This window comes from Corynebacterium lehmanniae, from assembly GCF_043161975.1.
Taxonomy (GTDB): Bacteria; Actinomycetota; Actinomycetes; order Mycobacteriales; family Mycobacteriaceae; genus Corynebacterium; species Corynebacterium lehmanniae.
This window is the reverse complement of record NZ_CP170998.1, coordinates 1,628,637-1,642,022: the sequence shown is the minus strand read 5'-3', so window position 1 is coordinate 1,642,022 and position 13,386 is coordinate 1,628,637. Positions and strand designations below refer to the sequence as shown.

13 protein-coding genes are annotated in these 13,386 nt (G+C 62.2%); 9 read left to right on the top strand and 4 right to left on the bottom strand.

All coding sequences use genetic code 11. The annotated features are described in order from the left end of the window. Positions 1 to 17 precede the first annotated feature (17 nt). The 3 genes from ACF3NP_RS07895 to ACF3NP_RS07885 all read left to right on the top strand — a co-directional run bounded on the left by ACF3NP_RS07895 (position 18) and on the right by ACF3NP_RS07885 (position 3,057). On the top strand, positions 18 to 719 hold the full coding sequence (locus ACF3NP_RS07895; protein ID WP_181889877.1) for a hypothetical protein: 702 nt from the start codon (positions 18 to 20) through the stop codon (positions 717 to 719). 461 nt (positions 720 to 1,180) lie between these two features. Continuing rightward, positions 1,181 to 1,675, top strand: a complete 495-nt coding sequence (locus ACF3NP_RS07890) for a PH domain-containing protein (RefSeq protein WP_236883587.1) — start codon at positions 1,181 to 1,183, stop codon at positions 1,673 to 1,675. Beyond that, the gene (locus ACF3NP_RS07885) at positions 1,672 to 3,057 is read left to right on the top strand and encodes a PH domain-containing protein (protein WP_338026653.1); all 1,386 of its coding nucleotides are present in this window, start codon (positions 1,672 to 1,674) and stop codon (positions 3,055 to 3,057) included. The genes ACF3NP_RS07890 and ACF3NP_RS07885 overlap by 4 nt, the downstream gene beginning before the upstream one ends. A 398-nt stretch (positions 3,058 to 3,455) precedes the next feature. Here the strand turns inward: ACF3NP_RS07885 and ACF3NP_RS07880 are convergent, their stop codons facing one another. After that, positions 3,456 to 3,920, bottom strand: coding sequence for a tRNA (cytidine(34)-2'-O)-methyltransferase (locus ACF3NP_RS07880; RefSeq protein WP_181889878.1), 465 nt, complete (start codon positions 3,918 to 3,920; stop codon positions 3,456 to 3,458). A 24-nt stretch (positions 3,921 to 3,944) separates the two neighbouring features. Here ACF3NP_RS07880 and ACF3NP_RS07875 point away from each other — a divergent pair, with 24 nt between their 5' ends. The 4 genes from ACF3NP_RS07875 (at position 3,945) to ACF3NP_RS07860 (ending at position 7,287) form a co-directional block, all read left to right on the top strand. Further along, positions 3,945 to 4,817, top strand: a complete 873-nt coding sequence (locus ACF3NP_RS07875; RefSeq protein WP_181889879.1) for a bifunctional methylenetetrahydrofolate dehydrogenase/methenyltetrahydrofolate cyclohydrolase — start codon at positions 3,945 to 3,947, stop codon at positions 4,815 to 4,817. Positions 4,818 to 4,869: 52 nt separating this feature from the next. After that, on the top strand, positions 4,870 to 5,208 hold the full coding sequence (locus ACF3NP_RS07870) for a DUF3017 domain-containing protein (RefSeq protein WP_236883588.1): 339 nt from the start codon (positions 4,870 to 4,872) through the stop codon (positions 5,206 to 5,208). A 79-nt stretch (positions 5,209 to 5,287) separates the two neighbouring features. Beyond that, entirely contained in the window at positions 5,288 to 6,583 is a 1,296-nt protein-coding gene (locus tag ACF3NP_RS07865) for a hypothetical protein (RefSeq protein WP_181889880.1), read from the top strand. A gap of 20 nt (positions 6,584 to 6,603) precedes the next feature. Further along, a complete protein-coding gene (locus ACF3NP_RS07860) occupies positions 6,604 to 7,287 on the top strand; it encodes a metallophosphoesterase family protein (RefSeq protein ID WP_181889881.1) in 684 nt (227 codons plus the stop codon). Here the strand turns inward: ACF3NP_RS07860 and metX are convergent. The 3 genes from metX to ACF3NP_RS07845 all read right to left on the bottom strand — a co-directional run bounded on the left by metX (position 7,284) and on the right by ACF3NP_RS07845 (position 10,215). Further along, complete coding sequence (gene metX, locus ACF3NP_RS07855) at positions 7,284 to 8,420, bottom strand: homoserine O-acetyltransferase MetX (protein WP_181889882.1); 1,137 nt, start codon at positions 8,418 to 8,420, stop codon at positions 7,284 to 7,286. The two genes, ACF3NP_RS07860 and metX, sit on opposite strands and share 4 nt — an antisense overlap. Then, positions 8,421 to 9,755, bottom strand: coding sequence for an O-acetylhomoserine/O-acetylserine sulfhydrylase (locus ACF3NP_RS07850; protein WP_181889883.1), 1,335 nt, complete (start codon positions 9,753 to 9,755; stop codon positions 8,421 to 8,423). A 118-nt stretch (positions 9,756 to 9,873) separates the two neighbouring features. Beyond that, positions 9,874 to 10,215 carry a hypothetical protein gene (locus ACF3NP_RS07845; protein ID WP_181889884.1) on the bottom strand — a complete coding sequence of 114 codons (342 nt, stop codon included), beginning with the start codon at positions 10,213 to 10,215 and terminating at the stop codon, positions 9,874 to 9,876. A gap of 154 nt (positions 10,216 to 10,369) precedes the next feature. Between ACF3NP_RS07845 and ACF3NP_RS07840 the strand changes: the two genes are divergently transcribed. After that, the gene (locus ACF3NP_RS07840) at positions 10,370 to 12,358 is read left to right on the top strand and encodes a hypothetical protein (protein ID WP_181889885.1); all 1,989 of its coding nucleotides are present in this window, start codon (positions 10,370 to 10,372) and stop codon (positions 12,356 to 12,358) included. After that, positions 12,355 to 12,969, top strand: a complete 615-nt coding sequence (gene ccmA / locus ACF3NP_RS07835; protein WP_181889886.1) for a heme ABC exporter ATP-binding protein CcmA — start codon at positions 12,355 to 12,357, stop codon at positions 12,967 to 12,969. The genes ACF3NP_RS07840 and ccmA overlap by 4 nt, the downstream gene beginning before the upstream one ends. Positions 12,970 to 13,386: the final 417 nt, after the last annotated feature.

Here is a 13,386-nt window from a genome sequence, read left to right as displayed (position 1 = left end):
GGAGCAGAGGGGGGAAAATGAAAATTTCGACCAATCCGGTGACAAAAACCTCGGCGGAGATCATTCTGGGCTCGCTACCTGAAGCGAGACGACAAAGGTACATGGATCTCGCCGGGCAAAAAGGGCCTTTGGTTGCTGCTCAGATTTATCTCTGGAACTCCTATGTTGCTGCAGCGATTCTCCGAACCACAGGGTTTGCAGAGGTGCAGCTGAGAACAGTCATCGACGAAAGTTTTGCGGAGTGGAATATCCAACACGGCGGAACTCGGGAGTGGATTACCGACCCAGTTGATTTGCTCGCGACAGTGGTGGCACAGCCGAAAAGGCCGCTGAGGTCATTCGCCGATTTGAAAACTGCTGGGCCGAACCCTACCCATAATGATTATGTGGCTGGATTAAGTTTTGGATCGTGGACCCAGCTGTTGCCGACGTCCCATTACCAAAACGACAGAAATCCTCGGCACGTGCTGTGGGTCGAAGCGATCCGCCCACGGTTAACTCACGCGGATGAGACGAACTTTTCTTCTCGAGCAAATAGTTTGCGGACCATCCGAAACCGAGCTTCGCATCACAGGCCGATTATTTCGGAGGAGAATGCAGTGAGACAGGCGCACCAAGACAGCGTTGAACTCTGCAAAATGATTAATCCGAAACTTGGTGAGTGGCTTCGGCGTGAACGCTGGATTTTAGAAGCGCTCAACCAGTCACCACTGAAATGAGGACAGCCCCCACAACTGAGGTGGGGGCCGTTGCCTATTCGCCGGAAAACCCGGCTCCGTGGAAGAAATCGTACAGTGCGAAACAGGAGGTCGCAACTGTTTGGCACGCGAGGCGGCCCGATGCTCTAGCGTGTCGTCGTTGCCGTAAAACTGCGCTGGGCGGATACCGAACAGTGCGTCGACGGCACCGAAGCAGCAGGAGAACTTGTCGTAGTCCACACGGGTCGCGCGTTTTCTGGTGATGGGTGTGTGACCGGGTGGCTGTGCCGGGTGTTGGCTGTGGATGCTTACCCCAGGATGCTTACTTCTAAACGCTTACTTCTCGAGAGAGCCAGGGCGATGCCAGCCGCCGTACTCGATGGGTAAGCATCCTGGAGTAAGCATCTACGCCGAGTAAGCATCCTGGGGTAAGCATCTACGCCGGAACAGCCCAACCATCCCGGGCTGGTAGCGTGAGCGCCATGTCAGACGCACCGCTGCAGCCTTTGCCCACCTCGGTGGAGACGATGCACAAGGTCTCCCCGAAGTTGATGTGGCCGAAGCTGGTCAGCAACGCCATCTGGATGTTCTTCGTCTGCGGCGGGCTCTACCTCTGTTACCACGAGTGGGGCTGGGGTTTTCTCATCCCGCTGGGCTTGTTCGGCGTCTTTTTCATCTGGCGGTTTTTCCTCATCCCGTTCCAGGTGCGCAACATGGGCTGGCTGGAAACGGACAATGAGCTGGTGTTGAGCAAGGGCAAGATGTTCCACACCATTACGGTGATCCCGTACGGGCGCATCCAGTTCGTGGATGTGGAGTCCGGCCCGATCTCCCGCTCCCTCGGCCTGAAGGAGCTGAAGGTGCACACGGCGTCGAGCTCGTCGGATTCGGATCTTCCGGGCCTGCTCGCGGAGGACGCCGACGCGCTGCGCGACCGCCTGGCCGTCAAAGCCCGCGAGCGGATGAGCGGCCTGTGAGCACTGAGCACACCACGCCCGGCATGGAGGGCTACCGCCGCATCCACCGCCTCACTCCACTGCTGCGCGTGTGGGCGTTCGTGCTGGCCCTGGCCACGATCGCGCTGTTCAACTTCACCATGCCCATCTACCACTGGGCGCAGCGCGAAAACGTCGGCGCGCGCGAGATTGCGTGGGCGGCGGCGGGTGCCGTCGCAGCGCTCGCGGTGATTTTCGCGGTCTCCCAGATCTGGTGGCGCCGCAGCGGCTTCAAAATCGGCGACGAGGAGGTGGAGGTGCGCCGCGGGGTGCTCACCAACCAGGTCCGCGCCGCGCGCTACGACCGCATCCAGGCCGTCGACGTCATCGAATCCTTCGCGCCGCGCATCTTCGGCCTCGCGTCGGTGCGCATCGAGGCTGCCGGCAACGCGCAATCCGCCATCGACATCACCTACCTGCCGCGCGATGAAGCGGAGGAGGTGCGCGCGCAATTGCTGCGCCGCATCGGGGGACCGCAGAAGCAGTTGCCTATCGACGCCTCCGGCCCGAACCTCGTGCCCCCAATCCCGATCCGCAGGTCGCTCATCGGCACCGCGTTCCAGATGTCCACGCTGTTCACCATCGCGTGGGCGTTCGTACCGATTTGGACGGACCTGACCGCCGCGGCGATCATCCCGGTGCTGGTGGGGTTCCTGCCACGGATCTGGCGCACCATCGACCAGTCCTGGCGGTTCACCTGCACCAAGGAGGGGGAGATGTTCCACCTCACGTACGGGTTGGCCAACCGCCGTCGTCAAGCGGTGCCACGCTCGCGCATCCACGCGGTGCAGCTGCGCCAGCCGATGTTCTGGCGGCTGTTCGGCTGGTGGACCGTCTCCGTTGTGGTGGCGGGCTACGGCTCGGAGCGCAACAAGCAGACCGGCACCTCGAAACTTTTGCCGGTGGGCACGTGGGAGCAGGCGAAGGCGATGGTGGACGCCATCGGGCCGATGACTGGCAGCGACCTGACGGATCTTGCTAGCGTCGACTACCGTTCGCCGCGCGGCGCCCGGTGGGTCTCGCCGATCGATTGGAAGCGCCAGACCGTCACCATCCGCGACGGCGCAGTCGCCGCGACGGCCGGCCGGCTGGGCCGCTGGTATCAGATGGTGGAAACCCCGCACATCCAGGAGCTGGCGTTCGAGCAGGGCCCGCTGCAGCGCGCCCTCGGCCTGGCCAACGTGGACCTGGACATGGTGCCCGGCCCGTTCAGTGTCTCCCTGCGCGATGTGGGGGAGGCGCAGGCGCGTGAAATCGTCGATAAGCTGCGGGCCCGCAAGCTCCCGCCGATGCAGGTCACGGACCCCTTGTCAGATGCCGCCGACGAACCCGAGCTGGCGCCACGCCTCGTAGACGGCGACTGAGCTTACGACAAGTTCAGGGTGTCACGGTGTTTCTACGCTATTTATTTGTGCGATGTTTGGCTATATGGCTTGATGCTCAAGATTCTCGCTCGCTTTATAAGAAAGGACCCCTGGTGGCGCATCGTGGAGAGGCTTTGCAGGGGGACCGTTGATGCAAAATATATATCAACAGCCAAGTAGCTAGGTAAAACTGATCACTTTTACCCCCGTATGTAGATGGGATAAGCAGCATTCACTTACTACTGTTCAGCCGGAAGCGATCAACATACACTAGGCACATGGTCGCAAGAATCGTGAGAAACGAAGAGGGATTCTTGGTCGCTGTCGGCTCATCTGAGGTCACGGACGAAGATGTCCGGATGTTGGTTGCGGATCGTCTGGAATCGGTACTCGAGGATCTAGACCCCGCCGAGGAACCCGAGCTGGCGCCACGCCTCGTAGACGGCGACTGACGCGGAGTTGGTCAGGTTCATGCTGCGCCGCGCAGGCAGCATCGGGATGCGCACCTCCCGCGTGATCCGCGGGTGGGCGAGGTGCTCTACGGGGATGCCGTTGGCCTCGTTGCCGAACAGCAGCGCGTCGCCGTCCTGGTAGGACACCTCGTGGTAATGGTGCTCGGTGTGCGCGGTGAACGCGAAGATGCGCGAGTCGGGGATGGCGTCGAAGCAGGCGTCGATGTCCGGGTGGATGATCACGTCCGCTAGGTCGTGGTAGTCCAGGCCAGCGCGTTTGAGGTGCTTGTCGTCGAAGTTGAAGCCGAGCGGCTCGACGAAGTGCAGCTGTACCCCGGTGTTGGCGGCGAGGCGGATGGCGGCGCCGGCGTTGCCGCCGATGGCCGGGTTGTCGTAGATCAGGTGGAGCACGCCTGACAGTCTAGGATTGGGGCCGTGACTGCGATCAAACTGGACGGAAAACTCTACCGCGAGGAGATTTTCGCGGATTTGAAGGAGCGCGTGGCTCGTCTCAAGGCTGAGCACGGCGTCACCCCGGGCCTGGCCACGGTGCTGGTGGGGGAGGACCCGGCGAGCCAGAACTATGTGCGCATGAAGCACAAGGACTGCGAGGAGCTGGGGATCGCGTCCATCATGAAGGAGCTGCCGGGCGATAGCACTCAGGAGGAGCTCGAGGCGCTTATCGACGAGCTGAACCACGACCCGGCCGTCACCGGCTACATCGTCCAGCTGCCGCTGCCGAAGCACCTGGACGAAAACCGCATCCTGGAGCTGATTGATCCGTCCAAGGACGCCGATGGGCTGCACCCGGTGAACCTGGGCAAGCTCGTGCTCAACGAGCCGGCGCCGCTGCCGTGCACCCCGAACGGCTCCATCAAACTGCTGGAGCGCTTCGGCGTGGATTTGAACGGCGCGATCGTCTGCGTGATCGGCCGTGGCGTGACGGTGGGCCGGCCGATCTCGCTGATGCTCACCGCCCGCGACGTCAACGCCACCACCGTGCTGTGCCACACCGGCACCAAGGACCTGGCCGCGGAGACCCGCCGCGCCGACGTGATCATCGCCGCCGCCGGAAAGCCGCACATGATCACCGCGGACATGATCAAGGAAGGCGCCGCGCTTCTCGACGTCGGCGTGTCCCGCGTCGACGGCAAAACCGTCGGCGACCTGCACCCGGACGTGTGGGAGAAGGCCGGCTGGGTCTCCCCGAACCCGGGCGGCGTGGGCCCGATGACGCGCACGTTCTTGGTGCGCAACATCGTGGAAAACGCGGAACGCCAAGCCGGCATCGGCCAGGACGCCAGCTAGGGCGTGAGCCGGTTTGGCAAGTAGCAGGATCCAGCTGCCTGGGAGCGACCGGTTGAGTACGGAGCTTCCGGACGGGCTGACGCTGGACAACCCCCACGACCGCGGCGCCGCCGCCTCGCCGTTGCCCGTTGTGGTGCAGCGGGTGATGGCCGCACTGTTCGTGGTGGGTTTCGTGCTCTCGGGGCTTTACGCGGCCACGGAGCACTGGCGCCGCGCCACGTTCACCCTCGGCGCGGCCATGCTGTGGCTCACCGTGATGCGCCTGACCTGCGATTCCAAAGTGATCGGCCTGGTGGCGGTGCGCTCGAAGCGTTTCGACGCGCTGTTTACCACCGCCCTTGGCGCGGCCATGCTGTGGCTGTCCTGGTCGGTGGACGCCCTCGGGTCGTAGCGCACACGTTCGGTAATTCGGAGCTGCGTGTCGGCGGGCTTCGTAGGGTTGAAGCTGTCGTTTCCCCAGGAGGTCCCGCATGACAGATTCCCACCCGAGTATTTTCTCGTTCACCACCGACATCCCCGGCACCGAGGTTGAGGTCACCGTGTCGGTGAAGTCGATTTACGAGGACGAACCGTCTCCCCAGCAAATTGATTTTGCCCGCAAGATGACGGCCGAGCTGTCGGCCGCTGTGTCCGAGTACACGCCAGTGCAGCCGTGGCGTACCGAGTCTTTGGATGCCTACGTCGTGCTGGCCAACACCCACCAACTGCTGGATTTGGGGCGCGATTCCGTTGACACCACCCCTTCACAGGCGCGCCGCTACTTCGCGGAAGCCGCCGACAACCTAGAGATTCTCAAAGAATGGGACCCACGCTTCACCACCGCGTACTACCAGGCCAGGAAGTGCGAACAGGCGGCCGGCAACTTCCTCATGGGTGAGCTTGAGGAGTTTCACAATTGCTTAGAGACGTGGATGCCAACGCGCCTGGGAGGCGACAGTCCCACAGAGCGAGTCGTGGTGGTGGACGATTTGCAGACGCAGGAAAGCTTCGCCGCCACGCTCACCCCGGACCACGAGGCGGTGAGCGTGAACATGCTGGACGCGGACGAGGTGGACGACTACTTCGCGGTCGGCCGTACCGTGTACCCGGTGCCGATGTACCCGGACGGGACGGTGATTTCGCGGCTTGCTACATCGGTCTACGTCGACGACATGCGCATCACCTACCTTGTGCACACCGAAGATGAGGCGTTTCCGTTGCTGAAGGAGCTCGGCGAGACCGCCGAAGAATTCTGTAGTCTCACCTGCGGTTACACGCCGGTGGAGTACTACACCGAACTCGCCTACGCGAAGCAGCTGGACAACCTGGTGTATTCCCCGCGCTTCGACGAGGACGGGGTGTACCGCCGCAACCTGCTGGACATGTACGCGTACTCGTTGTCGGTGATGAGCAACTTTGACGAGGTGTATGAAGTGCCCCGCGACTTGGCCCGCAGCGCGGCGAAGCTCAACGAGGAGATGCGTGTCGACGCATCAGTCGAGCTGGCCCGCACCATTGGGCACTGGCTGCCACGCGACATCTCGGAGCTCATCCCGCGCGGCTGGACCGACGCCAGCAACCAGGAATTCTCGCTTGCACTTGAAGATGGGCTGAACCTGCTCCCGGGCCGCCGATTCGTGGCGGTGTTCGACCACCAGTCGCCAGAAGAGTACGGGGAGACGTGCTTGCCGAACCGGGAGCAGCTATACCCGTTTGTGTACGGGCATGTGGCGGAGGCGGACATCTTCGACCTGCGTCACGCCCAGATTTTCCTGGGCGACGTGTAGCCCGCGGATATCCTGGCACCATGCCTAACCACGCAGCTGAATCCCACCACGCAGCCGACCCCGTCCTCGTTGTCGCCGACATCCACCTCGGCCGCAAGCAGCACGGCGACAAGAAGACCGGCCCCGGGATCGACTGGGCGCTGGACACCCTGCAACGCGGCGCGGAGGCGGGCGCCCGGCACCTGGTCATGCTGGGCGATGTGATCGACCGCAAGCGGTTCACTGAAGCGACGTACGGCGAGGTCACGCGGTTTTTCGCTCGCGGTCTCGAGCTGTTCGACACGGTCGTGTTCGTCGCGGGCAACCACGACGTGCACCACGACCTCACGGCAGTGATTCCGGGCGGCGTGATCGTCGCAAGGCAAGAGCCCCAGACCATCCGGGCGGGCGGGTGGGCGCTGCACACCGCCGCGGTGGAGGTGGACCGGGACCCGCGGGAGCTCGTCGCAAGGTTCCCGGCGCCAATCAAGGACGAGCCGAACCTGGGGCTGTTGCACACCTCCGTGACCGGCGAGTTCTCCAACAACCCGTGTCTGCCGTGCACCCGCGAGGAGCTCGCCGCGTTGGGGTACGGCGCGTGGCTGCTCGGGCATGTGCACGAGCGCATCACGCTTGCCGACGCCCCGTTTGCCGGCTGGGTCGGCATGGGCCGGGCCTACCTGGCCACCGCGGACGGTACCGCGGTGCAGGTCATAGACCTTTAGATGTCGTAGGCGCCGCGCTCGGCGGCGACCTCGCGCGCGGACGGGGTTTCGTGCGTCAGCGAGATGAAGTTGCGCAGGATCCGGTCCATCTGGCGGGCCTCCACGAGGAAGGCGTCGTGGCCGACCGGCGAGGACAGCTTCGCCATGGCGAGCAGGTTGCCCAGGTTGCGGGAGAGGTGTTCCTGCTGGTGGTAGGGGTACAAGATGTCGGTGTCCACGCCCACGATCATGGTCGGCACGGTCGACGAGGCCAGCGCTTTGTTCAGCCCGCCGCGGTTGCGTCCCACGTCGTGGCGGTTGAGGGCTTCGGTGAGGGTGACGTAACTGGCGGCGTCGAAACGCTGGGTGAGCTTCGTGCCCTGGTGCTCCAGGTAGGACTGCACGGCGAAGCGCTCGCCGTCGGTGCGGAAGGGGCCGAGGGGGTTTTCGCCGGGTTGGGCAGCGGTGCCGAAGCGCTCGTCGATCTCCAGCTCGCCGCGGTAGGTCAGGTGCGCGATGCGGCGCGCTGCCGCCAGACCGGCGTCCGGAGCAGAACCGGTGCGGTGGTAGTCGCCGCCGTGCCAATCCGGGTCATGGGTGATCGAGGTGATCTGCGCGGACTGGATGCCAATCTGCCAGGCGCTGGCCCGGGCGGACACCGCGAGCACCAGCGCGTAGTCCACGGCCTCGGGGTAGAGCAGGGTCCACTCCAGGGTGCGCGCGCCGCCCATGGAACCGCCGATGATCGCGTGGACCCGGCCGATGCCCAGCGCTTCCAGGAACGCGCGCTCGGCGTGCACCATGTCTCGCATGTTGATCGCCGGGAAGCGCGAGCCCCACACGCCGCCGTCCGGGTGTTCGCTTGCCGGCCCGGTGGAGCCGTAGCAGGACCCAAGCGCGTTCGTGCAGATCACGCACCACGCGTCGGTGTCCAGCGCCTTGCCGGGGCCGATGGCCTCGCACCACCAGTCGGCGGCGTCGGTGTCGCCGGTTAAGGCATGCTCCACCAGCAGGATGTTGTTCTTGCCGCCCAGGTCGCCGCGGGGGACGCCCCACCGTCGATAGGCAATGTGCGCATCCTGAATCACCGCGCCTGCCTCGGTGTGGACGTCGCCGATGGCGGCGGTGCCCAGCTCGCCTTCCGCAGCCAGCATTTACACCGCCGCGAAGCCGCGCTCGAGGTCCGCGATGATGTCCTCGACGTCCTCGATGCCCACGGACAGGCGCACCGTGGCCTGGGTGATGCCGGCGCGCGCGAGACCCTCGGCGTCGGACTGCGAGTGCGTCGTGGACGCCGGGTGGACCACAAGCGAGCGCACGTCGCCGATGTTAGCCAGATTGGAGTGCAGCTTCAGCGCGTCGATGAACTTCCAGGCCGCGGTCTTGTCGTCCTGGTCACCCGCGATGTCGAAGGACAGCACCGAACCGGTGTACTTCAGCCCCAGCTTCTCCTGCGTGGCCTTGTACGGCGAGCCCTCCAGGCCTGCGTAGTTGACCTTGGCCACCTTGTCGTGGGCTGCGAGGAACTCGGCGACCTTCTTCGCGTTCGCATTATGCTTTTCGACGCGCAACGCCAACGTATCGATCCCCTGCAACGCCACCCAGGCATTGAACGGAGAAATCGCCGCACCCGTGTCGCGCAGCAGGCCGGCGCGGGCGCGCAGCGCAAACGCTGGCGCGCCGAGGTCCGCGTACTTCAGGCCGTGGTAGGCCGGGTCCGGGGTGGTAAACAGCGGGAAGACGTCCTCGCCGTCACGCTGGACGGTCCAGTCGAAGTTGCCGCCGTCCACGATCGCGCCGCCGATGGCCGCGCCGTTGCCGGTGTAGAACTTCGTGGTGGAAAGAACCACGATGTCAGCGCCGAGCTCCAGCGGACGAACGAGCGCCGCGGTGGCCATGGTGTTGTCCACGATCAGCGGGACCTGGTTGTTGTGGGCGACCTCGGCAACCGCCGGGATGTCCAGCACGTCCGCGATCGGGTTGCCGAAGGTCTCGCCGTAGAACGCCTTCGTGTTCGGCTTGACGGCGGCCTGCCAGCTTTCCGGATCGTCCGGGTTCTCCACGAAGGTGAAGTCGATGCCCAGCTTCGGCAGCGTGTGCTGGAAGAGCGTCTCGGTGCCGCCGTAGAGGCGCGGGGAGGTGACCACGTGGTCGCCCGCCTGGGCGAGGGTGAGGATCGCGGCGGTCTCCGCGGCCATGCCGGAGGCGAACGCGGTGGCGGCCACGCCGCCCTCGAGGGAAGCGAGGCGGTCCTCCAGCGCGGACTGCGTCGGGTTGGTCAGGCGGGTGTAAATCGGGCCCGCGTCCGAGAGGTTGAAGCGGCTCTCCGCATGCTGCGCGTCGTCGAAGACGTAGCTGGTGGTCATGTAGATCGGCTGGTTGCGCGCGCCGTAATCCTGGTCCACCTGCTGGCCGGCGTGGATGGAGCGGGTGCCGAACGACCATTCGCTAGCGTTGGAGTTGTCGTACTTCTGCTTCGAGTTCGTCATGGGGTGCAATGTAGTCCGCTTTGTCTGCCATTGTGTACCAAGCGGTCTATATAGGGTTTGGGCTGTGGGTTTGGCTGAATATAAATCTGCGAGGGAGCCGTGGCGGGGTTCCCTGCGTCTAAGAGCCATGGGGATGGACTGAGAAGACACACATAAACTGGAGCGTTGGGAAGAACGGAAAGGGGAGTTGAGGGCGGAGCTCGTCGATAAGCGAAGGCTCGCGCACGACTTCTTCCCGGGGTTTCTTGTTGATGGTCTCGGCGTAGTCATGCAGGTCCTTGGCGATCGGACTGAAGATCTCGGCCAGCTCTGCGTCGTTGGTGACAGGGCCTAACGGCCCGTAGTGTGCTAAATCATAAAAAGCAGGTTTTCCTACTTGTGCAACAAAATCTCGGGTTTGATAATTGTCATACGGTGGGAGCCCCTCCGCCGCTGAATATCTGCCGATGGGAGGAATCATGAAAATTCAAAATCGGCACCGCATCGGTGGTGTAGTTTGGGCGGGAGCGTCGACCTCTGCTGGCGCGGGTGCTGCTGTGGCGACGACGGCTAACATCGACGGCCACTACTTTCACAACGGAGTTCGTCATGGCTCTACAGATGTGGGCTAGAGCATGTCTCTTCTGAAATCAGGCCTATTAGCCGTGGGGATATTCGCCACGGCCATTCTGGCGACTACCGTGGCTTTCCTCGGCGCGAGGCTTTACTCAGCGATCGATGGCCACCTGGGTGAGTACGGGGTACAGGTGGAATCAGATCGCACCGCTTCGGAGCGTGCGAGTTTCTATACCGAGCTGGCCGAGTTTGCGCGAAGCAATGACTTCGATATCGCGATTAACTACTCGTCGCTCGCTGTCTCTGGTGGTGAGCAACGAGTCTACTCATCCTCGCTTCCGCCTGACGGCGGTCGGATGGAACGGCCGCGCTTTGAACGTGGGGAAGTTGACATATTTTATCCGCTGGAAGACTTTCCATACTCTGATCCAAGGCAACCTCTCCATATCAAAGGGTCTGCGACGGACGAGCAACACTTGCTGCGGTGGTTAGCCGAACAGGGGCTCGACGCGGAGCCTCTTACCAGTTACTTCTCCGAAATCTTTGCATCTTCGGCAATTCCCATTCTGCTGATCCTATCTGTGCTCCTGTGTCTGGTGCTAGGCGCGGGCCATGTCCTTGCCCGCTCGCGGGAGGTCGGTGTTCATCGACTGCTTGGACTCAGCGTCGCAGAAACGACCCGTATTGAAATTCAGCGCCAAAGCGTTGCGCTTACGATCGCCTACCTCGGAAGCCCCCTGATTGTTGCTGGCCTTCTTTATGTCTACAACGGGTGGGCGGAGAGCTGGGTATTTTGGAGAATGTATTTCACGATCAGCGTGATTCTGTCTGTGTGTTTGCTCGTTGGCTACCTAGGTGGGCAGTTTCTGGTTCGCAGGACATCGATACCGCAATCCATCAAGGGCAAGATCCACGCGCGGCCAATGCTATATGCCCTGACTGCAGTCCGCGGAGTGACCCTGGTTGCTGCGCTCAGTGTGGTCGCAACCTTGGTTGGGTTTTCTGCGGAACTCGAGGCGCGTCACCGCTTGCAGGGGATGTGGGATGCGCACCGTGGGCCGCAAGAGTTGGCGTTGAACGTCAACACGGCCTTCGAAGACTGGTCAGATACAGAGACCGCAGCGCCATTCCGGGTTGCCGACGAGGCGGGAGACGTACTCCTCGTTGATCCTTATTGGATTACATGGCCCGTGGAACTAGAGGCACCAGTTCTATTAGCGAACCAGGAATTCGCGCGACAGGCGGGAGTGTCGATGCTGGATGGTGCTGTAGTGACGGTCTGCTCGCCGGGAGAGTTGTCTGTGCACTCGAGAAACGTGATCGAGGATTCGCTCGAGTTCGAGGCCGGCTATGCCAATGAACCAGCGCCCGACATAGAGTGGCGGGACGGTTGCAGCTTAGGCTCGGTATTCACCTATGACGTTAACTACCGTCCGCAACTCGATAACCCGATTCTCGTCATACTCCCGCGTGGCCTCGCTCCGTTGGGCGACCACAACTTGATGTCAAAGGTATCCCAGCAAGTCCTTCTAACTGTCTCCCCTGACGTGCCTTCGCAAATGTTGAAGGGTGCTACCGGGAACTCACTTGCTTTCTTTAGACCGCGTGAAGACTCATGGCAGGCGAGCATTCGCACCGCCGAGCAGAATGTGGCTCTGTGGGGGCTGAATGGTTTTGCATCAGTCCTGCTTGTGACGGTCTTGGTCGGAGCCACGGTCCTTACTTTTCGCGTCACCTACCGGCGCAAAATCCACGTTGCCTATGTTTGTGGGCGAAGCCCTTGGTGGGTTGCAAAAGAAGCAGTAGCTATCGAAGTTGCATTCTTCCTAGCCACGATTGGTTGGCTGCTTTATAAGGTTCGCGATCATTGGATTCAAGCCGAGAGCCGCGTGCCGTCAACCTGGAGTATCGGGTTTGAAAATCAATGGTCGCCATCCACCATCGTCGCAGTAGTAGGTTTCGGCGCAGTATGGTTCATGGTTTCTGTGGGGTTGATGCTCAAAGCTGCTTCGCGGTGGGATGCAAGAGGAGGTAGGGAACCGCAATGACAATTCAGGTAAGCAACGTATCCTGCGCATTTGGCGAGCGGACGGTTTTGCAAGCTTTCACAGCCACGTTTAGGGCAGGTCGAATCACGGCGCTCACAGGGCCCTCCGGCAGCGGCAAGACAACCTTGCTCAATATGTTAGGTGGGCTGACCACGCCGGATTCGGGGACGATCGAGTTCGAGGGGCTCGACATCGCATCTATGAATTCGCGCGCACGTCGCAAATTTCGGCGATCAAACGTCGGATATCTGTTTCAGGACTACGGTTTGGTCTCCGATCTCTCTGTGATGGAGAACATCAAGATCGCTGTCCCCCGCGTCTCCCGCGAAACAATGGAGTCGGCGCTGAATGAAGTCGGACTTGGCGGATCCGAGAAGCGAACGGTGAGCGAACTTTCTGGTGGTGAACAACAACGCATCGCTTTGGCACGACTCATTCTCGCGCAGCCGAAAATAGTGTTAGCAGATGAGCCAACCGGAGCCCTCGATAAAGCAAATGCGCAACTCGTTCTCAAACATCTACGCCATTTTGCTCAGAAAGGCGCAGTAGTCGTCGTAGCCACCCATTCTGCGTTTATTTCCAATAATTCAGATGAGGTAGTGGAGCTCTGATGTAGCGGAAAAATATAGCTGGGATCGAGCGTCACCCCTGTACTTGTCGGATGCGCAGTCGTTTGGTGACGCGTAGGCAGCACCCAGAGACTACGGGAGGGGTGGCGTTTGGGGATGGAAGGCGAGACTGGGCTGATCAACGCGGTTGTCTCGGTCGGGCACAGCGCTTCCCAGCCGGCTAACGCCGGTGGCGAGACCTTCCTCGTACCCAAGACGATCCAGGTCACCATGAACGGGCTCGCCATCGCCTGCGCAACGCCGGGGAGGTTGTCGGCTTCGACGCCTCGGAGCCGGAGAGGCGGATCCAACCTAAAACGCGCCCGAGAAGCAAGAAACAGGCAATAAAACATTTCCGCAGGTAGGGGAGTTTGTAAAGGGGTTCTAAGCCTGTGCTGGCGCCCTTTTTCGGTTACGGAG